Genomic DNA, 24,204 nt, shown 5'->3' on the forward strand with positions numbered 1-24,204 from the left:
TCCTCCATTTTTCCGCTGTGTTAGCTGACTAAACTAGTATCATTCCCCGAAGTATTCAGGATGAGAACGTATAACGATGAAAGGCAGTAACAAATCCCGCTGGGCAATCGCCGCTGGCATCATTGTGGTGGTCCTTGCCGCCGCCTGGTACTGGCACAGTCAATCTGCGAACTCCGCCGCTCCCGCCGGCGCCAGCAGCCAGGCCCAGCGCCCGGCTGGCGGCGGCCGTCACGGCATGCGCGGCGGCGCGCTGGCACCGGTTCAGGCGGCAACGGCGGTGAGCAAAGCCGTTCCGCGTTATCTGACGGGGCTCGGAACCATTACCGCCGCCAACACCGCCACGGTGCGCAGCCGCGTTGACGGTCAGCTCATCGCGATCCACTTCCAGGAAGGTCAGCAGGTCAAAGCGGGCGATCTGCTGGCGGAAATCGACCCGAGCCAGTTTAAAGTCGCCCTCGCTCAGGCGCAGGGGCAGCTCGCGAAAGACAAAGCCACCCTCGCCAACGCCCGTCGCGATCTGGCGCGCTACCAGCAGTTGGTGAAAACCAACCTCGTTTCTCGTCAGGAGCTGGACACCCAGCAGTCGCTGGTCAGCGAAACGCAGGGCACCATCAAAGCCGACGAGGCCGCCGTCGCCAGCGCGCAGCTGCAGCTGGACTGGAGCCGCATCACCGCGCCGATTGACGGACGCGTGGGCCTGAAGCAGGTCGATATCGGTAACCAGATCTCCAGCGGCGACACCACGGGCATCGTGGTGATCACCCAGACCCACCCGATTGATTTAGTCTTTACCCTGCCGGAAAGCGATATCGCAACCGTCATGCAGGCGCAAAAAGCCGGTAAAGGCCTGGTGGTGGAAGCCTGGGACCGCACCAACAAGCAGAAGCTGAGCGAGGGTTCCCTGCTCAGTCTGGACAACCAGATCGATACCACCACCGGCACCATCAAGCTGAAGGCGCGCTTTAACAACCAGGACGATGCCCTCTTCCCGAACCAGTTCGTCAACGCGCGAATGCTGGTCGCTACCGAAGAGAACGCGGTGGTGATCCCCACCGCAGCGCTGCAGATGGGTAACGAAGGAAGCTTTGTCTGGGTGCTGAACAGCGACAATAAAGTGAGCAAGCATCTGGTGAAAACCGGGATTCAGGACAGCCAGACGGTGGTCATCAGCGCCGGGCTCTCCGCCGGCGACCGCGTGGTCACCGACGGCATCGACCGCCTCACCGAAGGCGCGAAAGTTGAGGTGGTTGAACCTGCAAAACAGGGAGCGACCTCCTGATGCAGGTTATGCCCCCGAGCTCTACAGGTGGGCCGTCACGCCTGTTTATCCTCCGCCCTGTCGCCACCACGCTGTTGATGGTGGCGATCCTGCTGGCCGGGATCATTGGCTACCGCTTCCTGCCCGTGTCGGCGCTGCCGGAGGTGGATTACCCAACGATTCAGGTTGTCACTCTCTATCCTGGCGCCAGCCCGGACGTGGTGACGTCCGCCATTACCGCCCCGCTGGAGCGCCAGTTTGGCCAGATGTCCGGGTTAAAACAGATGTCCTCCCAGAGTTCCGGCGGGGCATCCGTCGTGACGCTGCAGTTCCAGCTAACGCTGTCGCTGGACGTCGCCGAGCAGGAAGTGCAGGCTGCCATCAACGCCGCCACCAACCTGCTGCCGTCGGACCTGCCTAACCCGCCGGTCTACAGCAAGGTGAACCCGGCGGATCCGCCGATCATGACGCTGGCCGTCACCTCCTCCGCCATGCCGATGACCCAGGTCGAAGACATGGTCGAAACCCGCGTGGCGCAGAAGATTTCTCAGGTCTCCGGCGTCGGCCTCGTCACGCTGGCGGGCGGCCAGCGCCCGGCCGTGCGCGTGAAGCTTAACGCACAGGCGATTGCCGCGCTGGGGCTGACCAGCGAAACCATCCGCACCGCCATCAGCAGTGCCAACGTCAACTCGGCGAAAGGCTCGCTGGACGGCCCGACCCGTGCGGTCACCCTCTCGGCAAACGACCAGATGCAGTCCGCCGACGAATACCGTCAGCTGATTGTGGCGTACCAGAACGGCGCGCCGATCCGCCTGGGCGATGTCGCCACCGTGGAACAAGGCGCGGAAAACAGCTGGCTCGGCGCGTGGGCGAACAAGCAGCAGGCGATCGTGATGAACGTGCAGCGCCAGCCGGGCGCCAACATCATCGAAACCGCCGACAGCATCCGCACCATGCTGCCGCAGCTGATTGAAAGCCTGCCGAAATCGGTCAGCGTAAAAGTCCTTTCCGACCGCACCACCAACATTCGCGCGTCGGTCACCGATACCCAGTTCGAGCTGATGCTGGCGATTGCGCTGGTGGTAATGATCATTTACCTGTTCCTGCGCAACGTTCCGGCAACCATTATCCCCGCCGTCGCCGTGCCGCTCTCGCTGGTCGGGACCTTTGCGGTGATGGTGTTCCTCGACTTTTCGATTAACAACCTGACGCTGATGGCGCTCACCATCGCCACCGGGTTCGTGGTGGATGACGCCATCGTCGTTATCGAGAACATCTCGCGCTATATCGAGAAAGGTGAAAAGCCGCTGGCCGCCGCGCTGAAGGGCGCAGGGGAAATCGGCTTTACCATTATCTCGCTGACCTTCTCGCTGATTGCGGTGCTGATCCCGCTACTGTTTATGGGCGACATCGTCGGGCGGCTGTTCCGCGAGTTTGCCGTGACGCTGGCGGTCGCCATTCTGATCTCTGCCGTGGTGTCGCTGACCCTGACGCCGATGATGTGCGCCCGCATGCTGAGCCACGAGTCCCTGCGCAAGCAAAACCGCTTCTCCCGCGCCTCCGAGCGGATGTTCGAGCGAATTATTGCCGCCTACGGTCGCGTGCTGGCGAAAGTGCTGAACCATCCGTGGGCAACGCTTGGCGTGGCGCTGGGCACGCTGGCGCTCAGTGTAATGCTGTGGATTTTTATTCCGAAAGGTTTCTTCCCCATCCAGGACAACGGCATTATTCAGGGCACGCTTCAGGCTCCGCAGTCGGTCTCCTTCGCGAACATGGCGCAGCGCCAGCAGCAGGTGTCTGAAATCATCATGAAAGACCCGGCGGTGGAGAGCCTGACGTCCTACGTGGGGGTGGATGGCACCAATCCGTCGCTCAACAGCGCGCGTCTGCAGATCAACCTCAAGCCGCTGGATGAGCGCGACGACCGCGTGAACGCCGTCATCGAGCGCCTGCAAAGCGCCGTGGCCCGCGTGCCGGGCGTTGAGCTTTACCTGCAGCCGATTCAGGATCTGACCATTGATACCCAGGTCAGCCGCACACAGTATCAGTTCACGCTCCAGGCTACGTCGCTTGACGCCCTCAGCACCTGGGTGCCGCAGCTGGTTGAAAAACTTAACACCCTGCCGCAGCTCGCCGACGTCAGCAGCGACTGGCAGGACAAGGGGCTGGCGGCCTACGTCAACGTTAACCGCGACACCGCCAGCCGTCTGGGCATCACCATGTCGGACGTGGACAACGCCCTGTATAACGCCTTCGGTCAGCGCCTGATCTCCACCATCTACACCCAGGCGAACCAGTACCGCGTGGTGCTGGAACACAACACCGAGAACACCCCCGGCCTGGCCGCGCTGGACTCGGTGCGCCTGACCAGCAAAGACGGCGGCATTGTGCCGCTGAGCGCCATCGCCACGGTGGAGGAGCGCTATACCCCGCTGTCGATTAACCACCTGGATCAGTTCCCGTCCACCACCATTTCCTTCAACGTGCCGGACGGTTACTCGCTGGGCGAGGCGGTGGAAGCCATCCAGGCTGCTGAAAAAGCGCTCAGCTTCCCATCCGACATTCAGACCCAGTTCCAGGGCAGCACGCTGGCGTTCCAGGCCGCGCTGGGCAACACCGTCTGGCTGATCGTCGCGGCGGTCGTGGCGATGTACATCGTGCTTGGCGTGCTGTACGAAAGCTTTATCCACCCAATCACCATCCTCTCTACCCTGCCAACGGCGGGCGTGGGGGCGCTGCTGGCATTGATGCTGGCGGGCAGTGAGCTGGACGTTATTGCCATCATTGGCATCATCCTGCTTATCGGGATCGTGAAGAAAAACGCCATCATGATGATCGACTTTGCGCTGGCCGCCGAGCGCGAGCAGGGCATGTCGCCGCGCGATGCTATCTTCCAGGCCTGCCTGCTGCGTTTCCGCCCGATCCTGATGACCACGCTGGCCGCCCTGCTGGGGGCGCTGCCGCTGATGCTCAGCACCGGCGTCGGCGCGGAGCTGCGCCGCCCGCTGGGTATCGGTATGGTCGGGGGCCTGCTGGTGAGTCAAGTGCTGACGCTCTTCACCACGCCGGTGATCTATCTGCTGTTTGACCGCCTGGCGCTGTGGACCAAAAGCCGTTTCCCGAAACGTGAAGAGGAGGCGTAAGTGAAGTTTTTCGCCCTCTTCATTTACCGTCCGGTGGCGACGATTTTACTCTCCGTCGCCATTACACTGTGCGGCGTGCTGGGCTTCCGGCTGCTGCCAGTAGCCCCCCTGCCGCAGGTGGATTTCCCGGTGATCATGGTCAGCGCCTCGCTGCCGGGTGCGTCACCGGAGACCATGGCCTCGTCCGTTGCCACGCCGCTGGAGCGTTCTCTTGGGCGGATTGCGGGGGTCAACGAGATGACCTCCAGCAGCTCGCTGGGCAGCACACGCATCATTCTGGAATTCAGCTTCGACCGGGATATTAACGGTGCCGCCCGTGACGTGCAGGCGGCCATCAACGCCGCGCAAAGCCTTCTGCCGAGCGGGATGCCGAGCCGTCCAACCTACCGCAAGGCCAATCCGTCCGACGCGCCAATCATGATCCTGACGCTGACCTCGGACACCTATTCTCAGGGGCAACTCTACGACTTTGCGTCGACCCAGCTGGCGCAGACGATTTCACAAATCAACGGCGTGGGTGACGTGAGCGTTGGCGGCAGTTCTCTGCCCGCCGTGCGCGTGGGCCTCAACCCGCAGGCGCTGTTCAACCAGGGCGTGTCGCTGGACGACGTGCGCTCCGCCATCAGCAGCGCCAACGTGCGTAAACCGCAGGGGGCGATTGAGGACGGCAGCCACCGCTGGCAGATCCAGACCAACGACGAGCTAAAAACCGCCGCGGAATACCAGCCGCTGATTATTCACTACAACAACGGCGCGGCGGTACGCCTGAGCGACGTCGCCAGCGTCACCGACTCTGTGCAGGACGTGCGCAACGCCGGGATGACCAACGCTAAACCGGCCATCCTGCTGATGATCCGCAAGCTGCCGGAGGCGAACATTATTGAGACGGTGAACAGCATTCGCGCCCGCCTCCCGGAGCTGCAGGAGACCATCCCGGCAGCAATCGATCTGCAGATTGCCCAGGATCGCTCCCCGACCATCCGCGCTTCGCTTGAAGAGGTGGAGCAAACGTTGATTATCTCCGTCGCGCTGGTGATCCTGGTGGTGTTCCTGTTCCTGCGCTCCGGCCGCGCGACGCTGATCCCGGCGGTGGCCGTGCCAGTGTCGCTGATTGGGACCTTTGCCGCCATGTACCTGTGTGGCTTTAGCCTTAACAACCTGTCGCTGATGGCCCTGACGATTGCGACGGGCTTCGTGGTGGATGACGCCATCGTGGTGCTGGAGAACATTTCCCGCCACCTTGAAGCGGGCGTGAAACCGCTGCAGGCCGCGCTACAGGGCACGCGCGAGGTGGGCTTTACGGTACTTTCCATGAGCCTGTCGCTGGTGGCGGTCTTCCTGCCACTGCTGCTGATGGGCGGGCTGCCGGGCAGGCTGCTGCGGGAGTTTGCCGTCACGCTCTCGGTTGCCATCGGGATTTCGCTGGTGATTTCCCTGACGCTGACGCCGATGATGTGCGGCTGGATGCTCAAGCGCAGCAAGCCTCACTCGCAGCCGCGCCGCAAAGGCTTTGGTCGTTTTCTGATGGCGATGCAGGAAGGCTACGGCAAATCACTGAAGTGGGTGCTGAACCACACGCGGCTGGTCGGCCTGGTGCTGATCGCCACCATTGGGCTCAACGTCTGGATGTACATCACCATCCCGAAAACCTTCTTCCCGGAGCAGGACACCGGCGTGCTGATGGGCGGCATTCAGGCGGACCAGAGCATTTCATTCCAGGCGATGCGCGGCAAGCTGCAGGACTTTATGAAGATCATTCGTGAGGATCCGGCTGTAGACAACGTCACTGGCTTTACCGGCGGCTCGCGCGTTAACAGCGGGATGATGTTCATTACCCTTAAGCCGCGCGGCGAGCGCAACGAAACGGCGCAGCAGGTGATTGACCGCCTGCGGGTGAAGCTCGCCAAAGAGCCGGGCGCAAACCTGTTTTTGATGGCCGTTCAGGATATCCGCGTCGGCGGGCGGCAGGCGAACGCCAGCTACCAGTACACGTTGCTTTCGGATGATTTAGCCGCCCTGCGCGAATGGGAGCCGAAGATCCGTAAGGCGCTGGCCGCCCTGCCGGAGCTGGCGGACGTGAACTCCGATCAGCAGGACAACGGCGCGGAGATGGCGCTCACCTACGACCGCGAAACCATGTCGCGGCTGGGCATCAACGTTGAAGCCGCCAACAGCCTGCTAAATAACGCCTTCGGCCAGCGGGAGATCTCCACCATCTACCAGCCGATGAACCAGTACAAGGTGGTGATGGAGGTGGATCCGCGCTACACCCAGGACATCAGCGCGCTGGATAAAATGTTTGTGATTAACAGCGACGGCAAGGCGATACCGCTCTCCTACTTTGCCAGCTGGCGGCCAGCCAACGCGCCGCTGTCGGTGAACCATCAGGGGCTGTCGGCGGCGTCGACCATCTCCTTTAACCTGCCCGCCGGTTCGTCGCTTTCCGAGGCCAGCGACGCGATCAACCGCGCGATGACGCAGCTCGGCGTGCCGTCCACCGTGCGCGGCAGCTTTGCCGGGACCGCGCAGGTATTCCAGGAGACGATGAACTCGCAGGTGATTTTGATTCTGGCCGCCATCGCCACGGTCTATATTGTGCTGGGCGTGCTGTATGAAAGCTACGTGCACCCGCTGACCATTCTCTCAACGCTGCCGTCGGCGGGCGTGGGGGCGTTGCTGGCGCTGGAGCTGTTTGGCGCGCCATTCAGCCTGATCGCGCTTATCGGAATTATGCTGTTAATCGGCATCGTAAAGAAAAACGCCATCATGATGGTGGACTTCGCGCTGGACGCCCAGCGCAACGGCAACCTCTCGCCGGAGGAGGCGATCTTCCAGGCCTGCCTGCTGCGTTTTCGTCCGATCATGATGACCACCCTGGCGGCGCTGTTTGGCGCGCTGCCGCTGGTTATCTCGGGCGGCGACGGCTCAGAGCTGCGCCAGCCGCTGGGGATCACCATCGTCGGCGGCCTGGTGATGAGCCAACTGCTGACGCTGTACACCACGCCGGTGGTCTATCTGTTCTTCGACCGCCTGCGGCTGCGCTTTTCGCGTAAAAACAGAGAAACGGTAAACGGGTAAATGACTGAGCTTCCCAGCAACGTTCGCTGGCAATTGTGGATAGTCGCCTTCGGCTTCTTTATGCAGTCGCTGGATACGACCATCGTCAACACCGCCCTCCCCTCCATGGCGAAAAGCCTGGGGGAGAGCCCGCTGCATATGCATATGGTGATTGTCGCCTACGTGCTGACGGTGGCCGTGATGCTGCCTGCCAGCGGCTGGCTGGCGGACAAAGTGGGCGTGCGGAATATCTTCTTTACCGCCATCGTGCTGTTTACCGCTGGCTCGCTGTTTTGCGCCCAGGCCAGCACCCTAGACCAACTGGTGACGGCGCGCGTGCTGCAGGGCGTCGGCGGGGCGATGATGGTGCCCGTCGGGCGGTTAACGGTGATGAAGATTGTGCCACGCGAGCAGTACATGGCGGCGATGACCTTCGTCACGCTGCCCGGCCAGGTAGGGCCGCTGCTGGGCCCGGCGCTGGGCGGGATGCTGGTGGAGTACGCCTCCTGGCACTGGATCTTCTTGATCAATCTGCCGGTGGGCATCATCGGCGCCATCGCCACCCTGACGCTGATGCCGAATTACAAAATGCAGACGCGGCGCTTTGATTTCTTCGGCTTTATTCTGCTGGCGGCGGGCATGGCCACGCTCACCCTGGCGCTCGACGGGCAAAAGGGACTGGGGATCTCCGCCCTGACGCTCGGGGTGCTGGTGGTTATCGGCATCACCGCCATTTTGTGGTATCTGTGGCATGCTCGCGGGAATGACCAGGCGCTGTTCAGCCTGAACTTATTTAAAAATCCCACCTACCGCCTTGGCCTGTTCGGCAGCTTCGCCGGACGTATCGGCAGCGGCATGCTGCCGTTTATGACGCCCGTGTTTCTGCAAATTGGCATGGGGTTTTCGCCGTTCCACGCGGGCCTGATGATGATCCCGATGGTGCTCGGCAGCATGGGGATGAAGCGCATCGTGGTGCAGGTGGTGAACCGCTTTGGCTACCGTCACGTGCTGGTGGCCGCCACGCTGGGGCTGTCGCTGGTCAGCCTGCTGTTTATGGCCGTGGCGCTGATGGGCTGGTACTACGTCCTGCCGCTGGTGCTGTTCTGCCAGGGGATGATCAACTCCATGCGCTTCTCATCGATGAATACCCTGACGCTGAAAGACCTGCCGGACGATCTGGCGAGCAGCGGCAACAGCCTGCTGTCGATGATCATGCAGCTCTCCATGAGCGTCGGCGTGACCATCGCGGGTTTACTGCTCGGCATGTACGGCCAGCATCACCTCAGCGTCGACACGCCGGTGGCGCATCAGGTCTTTTTGTATACCTATCTCAGCATGGCGGTCATTATCGCCCTGCCCGCTTTCATCTTTGCCCGCGTGCCGGATGATACCAGCAAGAACGTCGTGATTAGGCGCGGCAAAAGGAGTGGCTCATGAAATTCTGGCGTCCGGGTATTACCGGCAAGCTCTTCGTGGCGATTTTTGCCACCTGTATCGTCCTGCTGATCACTATGCACTGGGCGGTGCGGATCAGCTTTGAGCGCGGTTTTATTGATTACATCAAGCATGGCAATGAACAGCGTTTACAGGGCTTAAGCGATGCGCTGAGTGAACAGTACGCCCAGCACGGCAACTGGCGTTTTCTGCGCAATAACGACCGATTTATTTTTCAGATCCTGCGCTCGCTGGAGCACGATGCCGGCGACGATCGGCCTGGCCCGGGCATGCCGCCGCACGGCTGGCGCACCCAGTTCTGGGTAATCGATCAGGATATGCGCACGCTGGTTGGGCCGCGCGCCCCGATACCGCCGGACGGCACCCGCCGGGCGATTAAGGTGAATAACGCGACCGTCGGCTGGGTTATCGCCTCACCGGTGGAGCGCCTGACGCGCAACACCGACATCAACTTTGACCGCCAGCAGCGCCGGACCAGCTGGCTGATCGTCGCTCTCTCCACCCTGCTCGCCGCGCTCGCCACCTTCCCGCTGGCGCGCGGTCTGCTCGCGCCGGTGAAACGGCTGGTGGAAGGCACGCACAAGCTGGCCGCCGGGGATTTCACCACCCGCGTCGACACCCGCAGCCAGGACGAACTGGGCAAGCTGGCGCAGGACTTTAACCAGCTCGCCAGCACGCTGGAGAAAAACCAGCAGATGCGCCGCGACTTTATGGCCGATATTTCCCACGAGCTGCGCACCCCGCTGGCGGTGCTGCGCGGTGAGCTGGAGGCGATTCAGGACGGCGTACGCCAGTTTACCCCCGAATCGGTGGCCTCCCTGCAGGCGGAGGTGGGTACGCTCACCAAGCTGGTGGATGACCTCCACCAGCTTTCCATGTCCGACGAAGGCGCACTGGCCTACCAGAAGGCGCCCGTCGATGTCATTAACGTGCTCGAAGTTGCCAGCGGCGCCTTCCGGGAACGGTTTGCCAGCCGCAACCTAAAAATCGACCTCTCCCTGCCGGACAGCGCGGTGGTGTTTGGCGACAAAGACCGGCTGATGCAGCTGTTCAACAACCTGCTGGAGAACAGCCTGCGCTACACCGACAGCGGTGGCGGGCTGCATATCTCCGGCAGGCAGGACAACGGGCGCTTCGCCCTCACCTTCGCGGATTCCGCCCCCGGCGTGCAGGACGCACAGCTGGAAAAATTGTTCGAGCGCTTTTACCGCACCGAAGGCTCCCGCAACCGCGCCAGCGGCGGTTCCGGCCTGGGGCTGGCGATTTGCGTTAACATCGTCGAGGCGCATAATGGCACCATTCGCGCCGCCCATTCGCCTTTTGGCGGGGTTAGCATTACAGTAGAGTTACCTCTGGAACGGGATTTATCGAGAGAAGTATGACCGAGTTACCGATTGACGAAAACACGCCGCGCATTTTGATCGTCGAAGACGAACCCAAGCTGGGACAGCTGCTGATCGACTATTTACGCGCGGCCAGCTATGCCCCGTCACTGATCAGCCACGGCGACCAGGTGCTGCCGTACGTGCGCCAGACTCCGCCGGATCTTATCCTGCTGGATTTAATGCTGCCTGGCGTTGATGGCCTGACCCTGTGCCGGGAAATTCGTCGCTTCTCCGACGTGCCGATCGTCATGGTTACCGCCAAAATCGAAGAGATTGACCGTCTGCTGGGGCTCGAAATTGGCGCGGACGACTACATCTGCAAGCCCTACAGCCCGCGTGAGGTGGTGGCCCGCGTGAAAACCATTCTGCGCCGCTGCAGGCCGAAGCGCGAGCTTCAGATGCTGGACGCCGAAAGCCCGCTGATTGTGGATGAGAGCCGCTTCCAGGCGAGCTGGCGCAGCAAGCTGCTGGACCTTACCCCTGCGGAGTTCCGCCTGCTGAAAACCCTCTCCCACGAGCCGGGAAAAGTCTTCTCCCGCGAACAGCTGCTGAACCACCTGTACGACGATTACCGCGTGGTGACCGATCGCACCATCGACAGCCACATCAAAAACCTGCGCCGCAAGCTGGAGGCGCTGGACGCCGAGCAGTCATTTATTCGTGCGGTGTACGGCGTGGGGTATCGCTGGGAAGCGGATGCGTGCAGGATTGCCTAGTTAGCCGCTGGTTAATCCAGGCCGGGTAAGGCGAAGCCGTCACCCGGCACAATAACTTTACCTCCCTGCCCCGCAGCGCTACAATGCCCGCCCTTAAAGTGGGGGATCTCCCCTTACCGCTGCACCAGGTGCCGCGGATCTGACCTGTCATCAGAACGAGAACAAACATGTTTAAACCGGAACTCCTTTCCCCGGCGGGAACGCTGCAAAATATGCGTTACGCTTTCGCCTATGGTGCCGACGCCGTTTACGCGGGCCAGCCGCGCTACTCGCTGCGCGTGCGTAACAACGAATTCAACCACGAGAACCTGCAGCTCGGCATCAACGAAGCGCATGCTCTGGGTAAAAAATTCTACGTGGTGGTCAACATCGCGCCGCACAACGCCAAGCTGAAAACGTTTATCCGCGACCTGAAGCCTGTGGTGGATATGGGGCCGGACGCGCTGATCATGTCGGACCCGGGTTTAATCATGCTGGTTCGGGAGAACTTCCCGGAGATGGATATTCACCTCTCCGTACAGGCTAACGCCGTCAACTGGGCGACGGTGAAGTTCTGGAAGCAGATGGGGCTGACCCGCGTCATTCTGTCTCGCGAGCTTTCCCTTGAAGAGATCGAAGAAATCCGCACTCAGGTGCCGGACATGGAAATTGAAATCTTCGTTCACGGCGCGCTGTGCATGGCCTACTCCGGCCGCTGCCTGCTCTCTGGCTATATCAACAAGCGTGACCCGAACCAGGGCACCTGCACCAACGCCTGCCGCTGGGAATATAACGTCCAGGAAGGCAAAGAGGACGATATCGGCAACATCGTCCACAAGCATGAGCCGATTCCGGTGACGAACGTTGAGCCGACGCTGGGCATCGGCGCGCCAACCGACAGCGTGTTTATGATTGAAGAAGCCAAACGTCCGGGCGAGTACATGACCGCCTTCGAAGACGAGCACGGCACCTACATCATGAACTCAAAAGATCTGCGCGCCATCGCCCACGTTGAGCGCCTGACGCAGATGGGCGTGCACTCCCTGAAGATCGAAGGCCGCACCAAATCCTATTACTATTGCGCGCGTACCGCACAGGTGTACCGCAAAGCCATCGACGATGCGGCGGCCGGTAAACCGTTCGATACCAGCCTGCTGGAAACGCTGGAAGGCCTGGCGCACCGCGGCTATACCGAAGGCTTCCTGCGCCGCCATACCCACGACGACTACCAGAACTACGAGCACGGCTACTCCGTTTCCGAGCGCCAGCAGTTTGTCGGCGACTTCACCGGCGAGCGCAAAGGCGCGCTGGCGGCCGTGGCGGTGAAAAACAAGTTCACCAAAGGCGACAGCCTGGAGCTGATGACCCCGCAGGGCAACATGAACTTCACGCTGGAGCATCTGGAAAACGGCAAAGGCGAAGCGATTGACATCGCGCCGGGCGACGGGCATACCGTCTGGCTGCCGGTTCCGGAAGAAGTGGAGCTGAAGTTCGCGCTGCTGATGCGTAACTTCAACGGTGAAAGCACCCGAAACCCACACGGCAAATAGTCAATCAGGGAAATTTTTTCGCGCTGGGATAATTCTTAGAATCGGATCACATACCGCTTCGTTCAATACGGGTATTATCCCCCCGCTGAAAAACATAACCCATAAATGCTAGCTGTACCAGGAACCACCTCCTTAGCCTGCGTAATCTCCCTTACGCGGGCTTATTTTTTTGCCGCATTCAGTCCACTTATCAAAAATCAAATTGCGTAGACCCACCAATTGAAGGGTGTTGATTCGTAATAGCGTCTGCTGGAAGATCTTTTCGAGAATCGGGCAGGTATACGACATTCATCACAACTTTTAATGGATCTGGCGGGATGGCGCATTATTCGGATCATTCCTAATTCCGGTCTACAACATGCCCTTTACTCTTGATTTCTTGACGATATACGATTTCACATGGATGGAGAGACGACATGACATTTCCTGGCCAGATTTCAAAGGATTTTCCAGATTATGAACTCGCACGTAGTCTGGGTCTTGCCTCCGGCGGGGATATAAATTTCACCGCCCTTGCCAATCAGTTGGACTGTTGCCGTAACTTTAGCCAGGTTGGGATCATCTACTCGGACGGTGCGCGTCAGTGGTTAGTAAGACCCTCAAGGCGGATTGCGACACCAAACGAAAGCTCTGTAAGCCATGTCGTCATCACTAAAGTAAATGCCTCATTAAATAATCCCATCCAGGCAACGACGACGACGATTCAGTCACCGTCATTAGCGACTGAAATAGGTTCTACGGCGATTTCTTGCGGAGCCGCCATTCTTACTGTCGTCCTTGCTGCAGGCGCAGGTATGGCAATTCCTCTCACCGCAGGTTCTTCCGGTGCTGTTGCCGCTGTGATTGTCGCAGGCGGTGTAGCAACAGGAATTCAGTGTGCAAACGGGCTTGGCCGCTTGTCACTTATTGCCATGAATCATAATGACTATGTTGCCTGGATGGACTCCCAGGAGTGGTATACCGCAACCAATACTGCTCTGGATGCGATTTCACTTGCCGGGGCAGCTGCAGGTCTAAAAAGCGCTGTATTAACCTACCGCCTTCTTAATCGCTCGACGTCTGAAAGTTTACTCTCGTTATTACAAAAAATGAGCCGAGCGGACCGCACGCGGTTAACGGAGGAGATCATTCGTATCCGAAATCCCGGGATCTCGAATTCAGGGGTTAAGGCGGCAATGAAAGCTGGGGTTTACCCTAAACGTTATCCATCGGAAGCGCTGCAGTTGCTCTTACAGCGAGAGCTGTTGAATGCTATTTCAAACTCCTCAGCATTTGTTGGAAGTGCTCTCTCGGGTACAATCCGGAATCCTCAGAATATTACACAATCTGGTAAATACGTTTTTGGTCTGATTCAGTCTTTTTCATTTACAGGAAGTTATTGACCCGGACATGATAAATTACATCAAGAAGAGCCTTGCATTAAGTACTGTGATAACAGGTGAAATGGCGACTGACGATTGTCAACGGCTTGAATCATTGAAAGATCGCTTAAAAGATCAGCACGGTGTTCCTGTGGGTGTACATATGACTGGCATACCCTTAGCAATAAGTACCTTACTCAGTATTTTTTGCTACGCTATGCTACAAGTTTCTGTCTGGATGTTGCTATTTCGCTTGATCGGCTTACCTGAATTTCAAGTAATGATGGGTGTATTCCTTGGAGCAGTGGTGTATTGCATGGTTGTGATGTGCACGATGTTTTTAACTGCCAGAGGGTCATTGACGGGATTTAAACTGCATATTTCTGTCATTACACTGACTGGCTTGATGAGCATCGTTTATTTTATCTGGACGTGGGTTTCGCTTTTATTCAGCTCTGTAGAGAATTACACACCGCAAATAACTTCATTATTAGGGTTGGGATTTTTCTGCTTGAATATCGTGTGGATGAATACATCGGTCTTTTACCGTTCAATTGCGCTAACGCTACATAATCGGGTGTGGCGTAAGCAGTTGAAAATTGAGAACAGGAACATGACAGGGCTCAAACGTTGACAGCAAGAGTCAATTGAGAGACTGGCCTATAAAAGGTAAACGCCTCAAAGGGGGATACCCCCCTTTCCGCAGCCATATTTTTGTCTTTCATCCTGTTCTTACCCGCTTTTTCCCTCTCTGCTATACACTCTTACTAACGCTAAAAAAGGGAGCAGCGAGGATGGCAACCTATCCAGACAGTTTATTGATTCTCAATGGCAAAAGTGCAGGCAACGATCCGTTGCGTCAGGCGATTATGGGTTTGCGTGACGACGGCGCACGTATCCACGTGCGCGTGACGTGGGAAAAAGGCGACGCGGCACGCTATATCAACGAAGGCTTAGCGTTAGGTCTCAGCACCATCATTTCCGGCGGCGGCGACGGCACCATCAATGAGATCGCCTCTGCGCTTATCGACCTGCCACCGGCAGATCGCCCGGTGATGGGCATATTACCGCTCGGCACCGCCAATGATTTTGCCACCAGCGCCGGGATCCCGGAAGATTTAGAGAAGGCGCTTCAGCTGGCGATCCTCGGCAAAGCCACCGCCGTGGATATCGCCCAGGTGAATGACAAAACCTGCTTTATCAATATGGCGACGGGTGGATTCGGCACGCGCATTACCAGCGAAACGCCGGAAAAACTGAAGGCGGCGCTGGGCGGCGTGTCGTACCTAATCCACGGATTGATGCGTATGGACACCCTCAAGCCGGACCGATGCGAAATTCGCGGTGAGGATTTTCAGTGGCAGGGTGACGCGCTGGTGATTGGGATTGGCAACGGACGTCAGGCAGGCGGCGGACAGCAGCTCTGCCCGGAGGCGCTGATTAACGATGGTCAGCTACAGCTGCGCATTTTCACCGGCGACGGTCTGCTGCCCGCGCTGTTTACCACGCTGACGCAGCCGGAAGAGAGCCCGAATATCATTGACGGTAAATCGGCGTGGTTCGAGGTGAATGCTCCGCACGGGATGACGTTTAACCTCGACGGAGAGCCTCTTAGCGGGACGCAGTTCCGCATTGAGGTATTGCCCGGCGCGCTGCAGTGCAGGCTGCCGCCGGACTGTGTGCTTTTGCGCTGATGTTTCACACGGTGCGCGATGATGCCCTCACCCCAACCCTCTCCCACAGGGAGAGGGAGATGGAGACGTCAGGCAATTGTGACTTTACTGTCCAGATAGACGTCCTGAACCGCATTGATCAGCTTCACGCCGTCGGCCATTGATTTCTTGAACGCCTTACGGCCAAGGATCAGCCCCATGCCACCCGCGCGTTTGTTGATAACCGCCGTACGCACCGCGTCTGACAGGTCGGTATCGCCGCCCGCCGCGCCGCCGGAGTTAATCAGCCCCGCGCGGCCCATATAGCAGTTCGCCAGCTGGTAGCGCACCAGGTCGATCGGGTTATCGCTGGTCAGCTTGCTGTAAACGCGATCGTCGGTGTAGCCAAAGTTCACCGCCTTATAGCCACCGTTATTCTCCGCCATTTTCTGCTTCACGATGTCCGCGCCGATGGTGGCCGCCAGATGGTTCGCCTGGCCGGTCAGGTCGGCGGAGACGTGATAATCCACCCCGTCTTTTTTGAACGCCGAGTTACGCAGATACGCCCACAGCACGGTCACCATACCCAGCTCGTGCGCGCGCTCAAACGCTGCGGAGATCTCTTCAATCTGACGACGGGACTGTTCAGAGCCGAAGTAAATCGTCGCCCCGACGGCCACCGCCCCCATGTTGAACGCCTGCTCGACGCTGGCGTAGAGGGTCTGGTCATACTCGGTGGGGTAGCTGAGAGTTTCGTTGTGATTCAGCTTCACGAGGAACGGAATGCGGTGGGCATAGCGACGCGAAACCGAAGCCAGCACGCCGTAGGTGGAGGCTACACAGTTACAGCCCGCTTCAATCGCCAGCTCAACAATATTCTTCGGATCGAAGTAGAGCGGATTCGCCGCGAAAGAGGCGCCCGCCGAGTGCTCAACGCCCTGGTCCACCGGCAGAATAGAGAGATACCCGGTGCCGCCGAGTCGCCCGGTGTTGTAGAGGGTCTGCATGTTTCGCAGAACCGCAGGCGGACGGTTGTTATCCACCATCACGCGGTCAACGTAGTCGTGACCAGGCAGGTAAAGCTGGTCGGCTGGAATGGTCATACAACGATGCTGTAAAAGGCTGTCGGCGTCTTTGCCAAGCAACTGCGCAATATCAGTCATGTGATACTCCCGTAAATCCGACGTCGTGTCGGTGTGTGTTTATCCAGTCCCATCTTTTATGGGCAGACTAAGCCTGGTACCGACTTAACAGATTTTCCACCATATGCATTTTTTTTCAGCACAATCTGCTGGCTCGATTCGTGTACAACAAAACTGTTACATTGATCAAACAATCGCCACAAAGGTATTTAAAAGGTATTATTGAGTGGTATGTTAAAGGCGTACCTTATCTGACATGCAGGATTAAAAAATGAAAACGAAAGTCCAACTGTCATTCATGATGTTTGTTGAATGGTTTATCTGGGGCGCGTGGTTTGTGCCATTGTGGCTGTGGCTGAGCAAAAGCGGGTTTACCGCCGGGGAAATTGGCTGGTCTTACGCCTGTACCGCGATTGCCGCGATCCTCTCTCCTATCCTGGTCGGCTCGCTGACGGACCGTTTCTTCGCCGCGCAGAAAGTACTGTCGGTGCTGATGTTCGCCGGCGCGATCCTGATGTACTTCGCCGCGCAGCAAACCCAGTTCAGCACCTTCTTCCCGCTGCTGCTGGTCTATTCCCTGACCTATATGCCGACCATCGCGCTGACCAATAGCATTGCCTTCGCGAACGTGGACGACGTTGAGGCTGATTTCCCGCGTATCCGCGTGATGGGCACCATCGGCTGGATCGCCTCGGGGCTGGCGTGCGGGTTCCTGCCACAGATGCTCGGCTACAGCGATATTTCCGATACCAATATTCCGCTGCTGATGACCGCAGCCAGCTCCGCCCTGCTCGGCGTCTTTGCCCTGTTCCTGCCAAACACGCCGCCGAAAAGTACCGGTAAGCTGGATTTCAAAGTGATGCTGGGGCTGGATGCGCTGGTCCTGCTGCGCGACAAAAACTTCCTGGTGTTCTTCTTCTGCTCGTTCCTGTTCGCCATGCCGCTGGCCTTCTACTACATCTTCGCCAACGGCTATCTCACCGAAGTGGGGATGAAAAACGCCACCGGCTGGATGACGCTCGGCCAGTTCTCTGAAATCTTCTTTATGCTCGCCCTGCCGTTCTTTACCAAACGCTTTGGTATTAAGAAGGTCTTGCTGCTGGGCCTGATTACCGCCGCCATCCGCTACGGCTTCTTCGTTTACGGCGGTGCGGAGCAGTACTTCACCTACGCCCTGCTGTTCCTCGGCATCCTGCTGCACGGCGTGAGCTATGACTTCTACTACGTGACCGCGTATATCTACGTGGATAAAAAAGCGCCGGTGCACATGCGCACCGCCGCGCAAGGCCTGATTACGCTGTGCTGTCAGGGGTTTGGTAGCCTGCTGGGTTATCGCCTGGGCGGCGTGATGATGGAAAAAATGTTCGCTTACAAAGAGCCGGTGAATGGGCTGACCTTCAACTGGGCCGGAATGTGGACATTTGGTGCAGTCATGATTGCCGTGATTGCCGTGCTGTTTATGCTGTTTTTCCGCGAATCGGATAAAGAGATCACCGCAATTGAGGTGGTTGATGGCGATACCGCGCTGACACAAGGGGAAGTTAAATGAAACAAGACCGTATTCTCGGGGCCCTTTACGGCCAGGCGTTAGGGGATGCGATGGGCATGCCGTCGGAGCTGTGGCCGAGAAAGCGCGTCAAGGCGCACTTCGGCTGGATCGACCGCTTTTTACCCGGCCCGGCAGAGAATAACGCGGCCTGCTATTTCAAACAGGCAGAGTTCACCGATGACACCTCGATGGCGCTGTGCCTGGCCGATGCGATCATCGAGTGCGACGGGGAGATTAACGCGGACGTTATCGGCAAGCATATCCTGAACTGGGCGCTCGACTTCGACGCGTTCAACAAGAACGTGCTCGGCCCGACCTCGAAAATCGCGCTTAACGCGATTCGTGACGGGAAGCCGGTCAGCGAGCTGGACAACAACGGCGTGACTAACGGGGCGGCGATGCGCGCCTCCCCGCTGGGCTGCCTGCTCCCGGCGACGCGGCTGGAGCACTTTGTGAACCAGGTGGCGCAGGCCTCCAGCCCGACGCATAAATCGGATCTCGCCATTGCCGGCGCGGTGGTGATTGCCTGGGCGGTTTCCCGCGCCATCGACGGGGAACGCTGGCAGAACATCGTCGATGCCCTGCCGGGGATCGCCCGCTATGCGCAGGAGGCGAAAACCACCACCTTCAGCGCGTCGCTCGCGGCACGCATTGAGCTGGCGCTTAAGACCGTGCGGGACGCCAACGGCATCGACTCCGCCAGCGAGCAGATTTATCAGCTCACTGGCGCAGGTACCAGCACCATTGAGTCCGTTCCGGCAGCCATCGCGATGGTTGAGCTGGCGGGAACCGACCCGAACCGCTGCGCCATTTTATGCGCCAATCTGGGTGGCGATACCGACACCATTGGCGCGATGGCGACGGCCATCTGCGGCGCGCTCCACGGCGTGCAGGCCATTGACCCGGCGCTCAAAGCCGAACTCGACGCCGTTAATCAGCTCGATTTCGGTCACTACTGTGAAAAACTGCTGCACTTCAGGGAGCAAAGGGAGGGCGTATGAATTCTTTTGCCCAACGTCTCGACACCCTGCACGCCACGCGCCCGGTGACGGTGCTGGGCGCGGCGGTGATTGACGTCATCGCCGACGCCTACGCCCTGCCCTGGCGCGGGTGTGATATCGAGCTTAAACAGCAGGGGGTGAATATCGGCGGCTGCGCGCTGAATATCGCCATCGCCCTGAAACGGCTCGGCATTGTGGCTCAAAACGCCCTCCCCGTCGGCCACGGCGTGTGGGCGGATATTATTCGTAACGCAATGGCGAAGCAGGATCTGCACAGCGCCGTGGAGGCTGAAACCGGCGACAACGGCTGGTGTCTGGCGCTGGTGGAGCCTGACGGCGAGCGCACCTTTATGTCTTTTAGCGGCGTCGAGAACCAGTGGCAGCAGCGCTGGCTTGACGAGCTAAACGTCCCGCAAAATAGCCTGGTTTATCTCTCCGGCTACCAGTTGGCCTCGCCGTGCGGCGAGCTGCTGACGGGCTGGCTTGAAGGGCTGGAGGATGTGACGGCGCTTATCGATTTCGGCCCACGCATCGCGGATATCCCCGACGCGCTGATGGCGCGGATTATGGCCTGCAGGCCGATCGTGTCGCTTAATCGTCAGGAAGCGGAGCTCGCTGCTGAAAGGCTGGGCGTTGAGGCTGAAAACCTGGGCGAGGAGTGGCAGCAGCGCTTCGGCGCCGCGCTGATTGTGCGGCATGATAAAGACGGTGCTGCCTGGTATGATGGCGACGCATCGGGCGTTGTTCCGGCGTTTCCCGCCACGGTAGTGGACACCATTGGCGCTGGCGACAGCCACGCGGGCGGCACGCTTGCCGGGCTGGCGGCGGGATGGTCGCTGGCAGACGCCGTTCTGCTGGGGAATGCCGTGGCGTCCTGGGTGGTGAGCCATCGCGGCGGCGACTGCGCGCCCACTCGTGAGGAATTACTCCTCGCACACAAAGACGTATAGGTCGCTGCGACAGTAGCTGATGCTGTACTCAATCGGCCGGTGCTGCTGGTCAAGCGCAACCTGCTTGATCACCAGCACCGGTATTTTTTCGTCCATCTTAATGTGCGCCTGAAACTCGCTGTCCGGCATGCGGGCGCTGACCCGTGAACGGGTGCGCTGCGGGAAGATATTCTGACTGCGGAAGTAGTCGTACAGCGAAATTCCTATCGCATCCGGTTCGGGAATGAGCCCAACCGGCACCCAGGACTCTTCAATCGACACCGCATCGTCATCCACATAGCGAATACGCTTCAGCAAAAAGACGTCGCTGTTCGGCTCCAGCGACAGGTGACCCGCCACCTCTTCCGGGCATTTCACCACGCGTTTATTGACCCACAGCGTATTAGGCGTTTTACCGCGTAGCACCACCTGCTGAGAGAACCCGCGCGCTTCCTTGAGCGAGTATTCAAAGATGTTGTTAATTTGCGTGCCGTAACCCCGGGCACGCGTGACAACGCCCTCGGCTTCCAGCGCCTGCATCGCTTTGCGCACGGTGATCCGCGACACGCCGGTTAACTGGCTCAGATCGCGCTCGCCGGGCAAAATGTTCCCGTGCTCGAGCACGCCGCTGCGCACCGCGTTTTTTACCGTTTCGGCAAATTTCAGGTACAGCGGCGTGTTATCAGGCGCGGCGATCCGTTCAGTCAGTTGAGCGATTAACCGGGTATGCGCTTGTTCCATCTCTGTTTTCTCAGGCGTGGTGTTTTCTGCCAGTATACTGGGTTACCACCACGCATGAAAATGATGAACCGGCCCAATACCGTGACCGACTTCCAGAGTATCGGCTTTTGCCAGCGCCGCTGAGAGCCAGATTTTCGCTTCTCGCACCGTATCAGCCCAGCCGTCATGCCGCGGGCGCAGCGCCGCCAGCGCGGCGGAGAGGGTGCACCCCGTGCCGTGGGTGTTTTTGGTCTGTACGCGCGGAGCCGTAAAACGTTGCTCGCCGTCGCGGGTAAAGAGCCAGTCCGGGCTTTCAGCGTCATCCAGATGACCGCCTTTCATCAGCACCGCCCCGCAGCCCATCGCCAGCAGCGCATACCCCTGCGCTTTCATTTCGCGTTCAGTTTGCGCGTGCGACGTGCCTAACAGCGCGGCGGCTTCCGGCAGATTGGGCGTGATGAGCGCCACCTGCGGCAGCAGCTTATTGCGGAGCGTCTCAACGGCGGAGGCGGAGAGCAGCGGATCGCCGCTTTTTGCCAGCATGACGGTATCCAGCACCACGTTTTGCACCTGATAGCGTTTAAGCCGCTCGGCCACCGCCTCCACAATGTCCGTTTCGGCCAGCATGCCGATCTTGGTGGTATCAATCCGCACGTCGCTGAACACCGAATCCAGCTGCGCGGCAACAAAATCTGGCTCGATACGGTAGACCGACTGCACGCCGCGCGTGTTTTGCGCAACCAGCGCGGTAATCACCGAGCAGCCGTACGCGCCAAGGGCAGAGAAGGTTTTCAGATCGGCCTGGATGCCCGCGCCGCCGCTGGGGTCGGTACCGGCAATGGTCAGGGCGTTAATCCGCTTCATGCCTGCTCCTCCAGCGTGTAGAGCGTGTCGAGGAACGCGCTGGTAAAACTGCCTGGCCCGCGCGAGCGCGCAACGGCTGCCGTTCCGGCGCGCTTCATCCATCCGCAGGCGGCGGCAATGTTATCCAGCCGGTCCCCCGGCAGCGAGCAGCTCGCCGCCACAACGGCAGAAAGCGCGCACCCGGTTCCCACTACGCGCGTCATTAACGGGTCTCCGCCCGTTACCGTTCGGGTCCGCTCTCCGTCAGTGATGTAGTCCACCTCGCCGGTGACCACCACAATGGCATGGGTCTGGCGGGCCAACGCCTGAGCGGCAGGCAACGCGCTCGCGGCGGTGTCGGTGGTATCAACGCCGCGCCCACCCGCGCTCATTCCGGCCAGAGCCAGGATTTCGGAGGCGTTGCCGCGAATGGTGGTCGGGTTCAGGGCCAAAATTTGATGGCAAAAACGGGTTCGGAACGTCAGGGCACCCACCGCAACCGGGTCCAGCGTCCAGGGTTTGCCTGCCGCCACCGCGCTTTCAATGGCACGACGCATCGACTGGGCGCGCGGTGCGGTCAGCGTGCCGACGTTAATCAGCAGCGCATCGGCGATGGCGGCGAACTGTTCAGCCTCTTCGGCCTCAATCACCATCGCCGGGGATGCGCCAAGGGCCAGCAAAACGTTGGCCGTAAAGGTCTGTACGACGTCATTGGTCATGCAGTGGGTCAGCGGAGAACGGGTGCGGAAGTGGTGTAAAACGTGTAAATCGAGCAGGTCAGGCTGCATGGGTTCGCTCCTGCCTTGCGTGAAGAAGCGATGACCGGGAAGGCATCTGACTTCCCTACGCTGGCATTATCCAGATCAGGTAATACGGGTATTTCTCAGCCTTCAACGAAGAAGGGCACCCCGAGTCAAATCTATATAAAACAATCAGTTACACAGAAACAAATTGTAGATGCTTAGTGTAACCGGGGGTAGGGATCAGGCGCAAGGATTTTCGATTTACAATTAAATTCAACTCTGCCGCCAGAAGATAAATAGAGATTTTTATTGAGCTTATATTACATAAATACTACTTTTGGTACCATCGAAATAGAATTCAAGCCAAAGATAAGCCAATAGACAAAATAACTAACCACACTTCAAAAGATGTTTAAAAATAGATAATAGATTCCCTTATTGGTACTCATAGCTTGCAATTTATATCAATCCAATGAATACATCCCAGGTATTTATCTATCATGGGAATAATTGATAATATAATTTCTTCTGATAATATAAACCTTTTGCATTGTGAGGGATCTACATGCAGGATTTCAGATTGTTCATGATATGGGATGCAGCAAGGGAACTTAAACCCGAAGATTTTCAATACATACTGAGCCCGGAAGTCACTTTTGAAAGAGCAAGAATCTACTACGATCTTGATTCTGACAACTATTCTTATTTTAGCCTCCATCAAATGCCAAACAGAAAGAGTGGGTTTGTAAATCCTCATTCAGCCAAATATGACCGTAAACGTAATAGTCTGTACGATGGTGCATATGATCACACACAGCATAATATAGATACTGGCTGGCTTATCGGAATAGACACCACTGAAAAATGGGATTACTTCAAACATCCCTTTTATTTTGATGAAAAGGGTGATTTTGTTTATGATTGCTTTATGGAACATTGGCATTCATGGTTTGAAATGGAAGTAAAAGAAGCATATGAAAAGTGTTTAAATGATCATCAGGGAAGGAAACCAGCGCCTACACAAAAAATTCATTATTCAGATGCCCCTATACAACATGCGCAATCAGCTAAGACCATCAATAGCAAAGCAGCAGGACGTTTATTGGCCGCTGGCGGGGTTTATAATGGAAACATTGAAGGGTTCAGAAAAACTGCAGAACAATTAGGCGGTGCAGCTATACAGGGTTATGACCAGGTATTAAATGAACAAACAGCAGGTACATTAATAGCAGCAGCCTCTATTTTAATGGCTAAAAGACCTAATTCTCAATTGTATGAAGAAATGAATAGTTACTTAGGAAAGTTGAGAGGTGAAACTAAGTTGCTTGATAGATTAGAAATTAAGAAAATTAACTATGTCAGACGTGAACCAGCCGAAGCAGCAGTATTAAGACGAGAGTTTAATAGTTCTATCAGAAAAAATTTCCTTAAAGACATTGCTGGTACACCGGAAGCTGCAAACAAGTTTAGTCCATCAGATTTATTACGTATGTCAGAAGGCGGAGTCCCTGGTGGTTGGAGCGTTCACCACAAGTTACCATTAGATGATGGCGGTACTAACGCTTTTGAAAACCTGTCATTGATTGAAAATGAACCATACCATAAATTGTTTACCAATATGCAATCATCCGTAACAAGAGATATGATAGCAGGTGAAAGTAAGATAACTCCGTGGGCTATGCCTACTGGTTCAATTTATCCGATAAATTAATTGTCAGGAA

General features: G+C 57.9%; 18 protein-coding genes and 1 riboswitch. Of the genes, 14 read left to right on the top strand and 4 right to left on the bottom strand.

The window, feature by feature from the left end; translation table 11 throughout:
• The first annotated feature begins 76 nt into the window (after nucleotides 1-76).
• The 10 genes from IM284_RS21045 (at nucleotide 77) to yegS (ending at nucleotide 15,598) form a co-directional block, all read left to right on the top strand.
• Complete coding sequence (locus IM284_RS21045) at nucleotides 77-1,279, top strand: MdtA/MuxA family multidrug efflux RND transporter periplasmic adaptor subunit (protein ID WP_041909096.1); 1,203 nt, start codon at nucleotides 77-79, stop codon at nucleotides 1,277-1,279.
• Nucleotides 1,279-4,401, top strand: a complete 3,123-nt coding sequence (locus IM284_RS21050) for an MdtB/MuxB family multidrug efflux RND transporter permease subunit (RefSeq protein ID WP_028013810.1) — start codon at nucleotides 1,279-1,281, stop codon at nucleotides 4,399-4,401. The genes IM284_RS21045 and IM284_RS21050 overlap by 1 nt, the downstream gene beginning before the upstream one ends.
• Nucleotides 4,402-7,479, top strand: coding sequence for a multidrug efflux RND transporter permease subunit MdtC (gene mdtC, locus IM284_RS21055; protein WP_047363143.1), 3,078 nt, complete (start codon nucleotides 4,402-4,404; stop codon nucleotides 7,477-7,479).
• A complete protein-coding gene (locus tag IM284_RS21060; RefSeq protein WP_047367937.1) occupies nucleotides 7,480-8,895 on the top strand; it encodes an MFS transporter in 1,416 nt (471 codons plus the stop codon).
• Complete coding sequence (gene baeS / locus IM284_RS21065) at nucleotides 8,892-10,295, top strand: two-component system sensor histidine kinase BaeS (RefSeq protein WP_028013813.1); 1,404 nt, start codon at nucleotides 8,892-8,894, stop codon at nucleotides 10,293-10,295. Before IM284_RS21060 ends, baeS begins: the two co-directional genes overlap by 4 nt.
• Nucleotides 10,292-11,014 carry a two-component system response regulator BaeR gene (gene baeR, locus IM284_RS21070; protein WP_047367938.1) on the top strand — a complete coding sequence of 241 codons (723 nt, stop codon included), beginning with the start codon at nucleotides 10,292-10,294 and terminating at the stop codon, nucleotides 11,012-11,014. The genes baeS and baeR overlap by 4 nt, the downstream gene beginning before the upstream one ends.
• 167 nt (nucleotides 11,015-11,181) lie before the next feature.
• Nucleotides 11,182-12,543 carry a tRNA 5-hydroxyuridine modification protein YegQ gene (gene yegQ / locus IM284_RS21075; RefSeq protein WP_047367939.1) on the top strand — a complete coding sequence of 454 codons (1,362 nt, stop codon included), beginning with the start codon at nucleotides 11,182-11,184 and terminating at the stop codon, nucleotides 12,541-12,543.
• 416 nt (nucleotides 12,544-12,959) lie between these two features.
• Nucleotides 12,960-13,925, top strand: a complete 966-nt coding sequence (locus IM284_RS21080; protein ID WP_047367940.1) for a hypothetical protein — start codon at nucleotides 12,960-12,962, stop codon at nucleotides 13,923-13,925.
• A 61-nt stretch (nucleotides 13,926-13,986) separates the two neighbouring features.
• Entirely contained in the window at nucleotides 13,987-14,538 is a 552-nt protein-coding gene (locus IM284_RS21085; protein WP_041911991.1) for a hypothetical protein, read from the top strand.
• Between the two features lie 160 nt (nucleotides 14,539-14,698).
• Complete coding sequence (gene yegS / locus IM284_RS21090) at nucleotides 14,699-15,598, top strand: lipid kinase YegS (protein WP_047367941.1); 900 nt, start codon at nucleotides 14,699-14,701, stop codon at nucleotides 15,596-15,598.
• A gap of 68 nt (nucleotides 15,599-15,666) precedes the next feature.
• On the opposite strand, the gene fbaB is transcribed toward yegS, so the two are convergent.
• Nucleotides 15,667-16,719 (bottom strand): class I fructose-bisphosphate aldolase, encoded by a 1,053-nt coding sequence (fbaB, locus tag IM284_RS21095; protein ID WP_008500869.1) that lies wholly within the window; start codon nucleotides 16,717-16,719, stop codon nucleotides 15,667-15,669.
• Nucleotides 16,720-16,969: 250 nt separating this feature from the next.
• Between fbaB and IM284_RS21100 the strand changes: the two genes are divergently transcribed.
• The 3 genes from IM284_RS21100 to IM284_RS21110 are packed head-to-tail and all read left to right on the top strand — an operon-like array spanning nucleotide 16,970 to nucleotide 20,198.
• Nucleotides 16,970-18,247, top strand: coding sequence for a nucleoside permease (locus IM284_RS21100; RefSeq protein ID WP_028013818.1), 1,278 nt, complete (start codon nucleotides 16,970-16,972; stop codon nucleotides 18,245-18,247).
• A complete protein-coding gene (locus IM284_RS21105; RefSeq protein WP_047367942.1) occupies nucleotides 18,244-19,248 on the top strand; it encodes an ADP-ribosylglycohydrolase family protein in 1,005 nt (334 codons plus the stop codon). Before IM284_RS21100 ends, IM284_RS21105 begins: the two co-directional genes overlap by 4 nt.
• Nucleotides 19,245-20,198 (top strand): PfkB family carbohydrate kinase, encoded by a 954-nt coding sequence (locus tag IM284_RS21110; RefSeq protein ID WP_047367943.1) that lies wholly within the window; start codon nucleotides 19,245-19,247, stop codon nucleotides 20,196-20,198. Before IM284_RS21105 ends, IM284_RS21110 begins: the two co-directional genes overlap by 4 nt.
• Here IM284_RS21110 and IM284_RS21115 read toward each other — a convergent pair.
• Genes IM284_RS21115 through thiM form a run of 3 tightly spaced genes read right to left on the bottom strand, consistent with a single transcriptional unit; the run spans nucleotide 20,172 to nucleotide 22,528 of the window.
• Nucleotides 20,172-20,918, bottom strand: coding sequence for a GntR family transcriptional regulator (locus IM284_RS21115; protein ID WP_028013821.1), 747 nt, complete (start codon nucleotides 20,916-20,918; stop codon nucleotides 20,172-20,174). The genes IM284_RS21110 and IM284_RS21115 overlap by 27 nt on opposite strands.
• Nucleotides 20,919-20,960: 42 nt before the next feature.
• Complete coding sequence (thiD, locus tag IM284_RS21120; protein ID WP_047367944.1) at nucleotides 20,961-21,761, bottom strand: bifunctional hydroxymethylpyrimidine kinase/phosphomethylpyrimidine kinase; 801 nt, start codon at nucleotides 21,759-21,761, stop codon at nucleotides 20,961-20,963.
• On the bottom strand, nucleotides 21,758-22,528 hold the full coding sequence (gene thiM / locus IM284_RS21125; protein WP_047367945.1) for a hydroxyethylthiazole kinase: 771 nt from the start codon (nucleotides 22,526-22,528) through the stop codon (nucleotides 21,758-21,760). Before thiM ends, thiD begins: the two co-directional genes overlap by 4 nt.
• 35 nt (nucleotides 22,529-22,563) lie before the next feature.
• Nucleotides 22,564-22,661, bottom strand: a riboswitch (TPP riboswitch).
• A gap of 387 nt (nucleotides 22,662-23,048) precedes the next feature.
• Between thiM and IM284_RS21130 the strand changes: the two genes are divergently transcribed.
• Nucleotides 23,049-24,194 carry an HNH endonuclease gene (locus IM284_RS21130; RefSeq protein ID WP_193055883.1) on the top strand — a complete coding sequence of 382 codons (1,146 nt, stop codon included), beginning with the start codon at nucleotides 23,049-23,051 and terminating at the stop codon, nucleotides 24,192-24,194.
• Nucleotides 24,195-24,204 lie beyond the last annotated feature (10 nt).

Source organism: Enterobacter cloacae complex sp. P12RS (genome assembly GCF_014895875.1).
Lineage (GTDB): Bacteria > Pseudomonadota > Gammaproteobacteria > Enterobacterales > Enterobacteriaceae > Enterobacter > Enterobacter bugandensis.

Coding starts and splice junctions, on each gene's coding strand:
- IM284_RS21045 (WP_041909096.1), top strand. CDS start 77: ATGAAAGGCAGTAACAAATCCCGCTGGGCAATCGCCGCTGGCATCATT.
- IM284_RS21050 (WP_028013810.1), top strand. CDS start 1,279: ATGCAGGTTATGCCCCCGAGCTCTACAGGTGGGCCGTCACGCCTGTTT.
- IM284_RS21060 (WP_047367937.1), top strand. CDS start 7,480: ATGACTGAGCTTCCCAGCAACGTTCGCTGGCAATTGTGGATAGTCGCC.
- baeS (WP_028013813.1), top strand. CDS start 8,892: ATGAAATTCTGGCGTCCGGGTATTACCGGCAAGCTCTTCGTGGCGATT.
- baeR (WP_047367938.1), top strand. CDS start 10,292: ATGACCGAGTTACCGATTGACGAAAACACGCCGCGCATTTTGATCGTC.
- yegQ (WP_047367939.1), top strand. CDS start 11,182: ATGTTTAAACCGGAACTCCTTTCCCCGGCGGGAACGCTGCAAAATATG.
- IM284_RS21080 (WP_047367940.1), top strand. CDS start 12,960: ATGACATTTCCTGGCCAGATTTCAAAGGATTTTCCAGATTATGAACTC.
- IM284_RS21085 (WP_041911991.1), top strand. CDS start 13,987: ATGGCGACTGACGATTGTCAACGGCTTGAATCATTGAAAGATCGCTTA.
- yegS (WP_047367941.1), top strand. CDS start 14,699: ATGGCAACCTATCCAGACAGTTTATTGATTCTCAATGGCAAAAGTGCA.
- fbaB (WP_008500869.1), bottom strand. CDS start 16,719: ATGACTGATATTGCGCAGTTGCTTGGCAAAGACGCCGACAGCCTTTTA.
- IM284_RS21100 (WP_028013818.1), top strand. CDS start 16,970: ATGAAAACGAAAGTCCAACTGTCATTCATGATGTTTGTTGAATGGTTT.
- IM284_RS21105 (WP_047367942.1), top strand. CDS start 18,244: ATGAAACAAGACCGTATTCTCGGGGCCCTTTACGGCCAGGCGTTAGGG.
- IM284_RS21110 (WP_047367943.1), top strand. CDS start 19,245: ATGAATTCTTTTGCCCAACGTCTCGACACCCTGCACGCCACGCGCCCG.
- IM284_RS21115 (WP_028013821.1), bottom strand. CDS start 20,918: ATGGAACAAGCGCATACCCGGTTAATCGCTCAACTGACTGAACGGATC.
- thiD (WP_047367944.1), bottom strand. CDS start 21,761: ATGAAGCGGATTAACGCCCTGACCATTGCCGGTACCGACCCCAGCGGC.
- thiM (WP_047367945.1), bottom strand. CDS start 22,528: ATGCAGCCTGACCTGCTCGATTTACACGTTTTACACCACTTCCGCACC.
- IM284_RS21130 (WP_193055883.1), top strand. CDS start 23,049: ATGCAGGATTTCAGATTGTTCATGATATGGGATGCAGCAAGGGAACTT.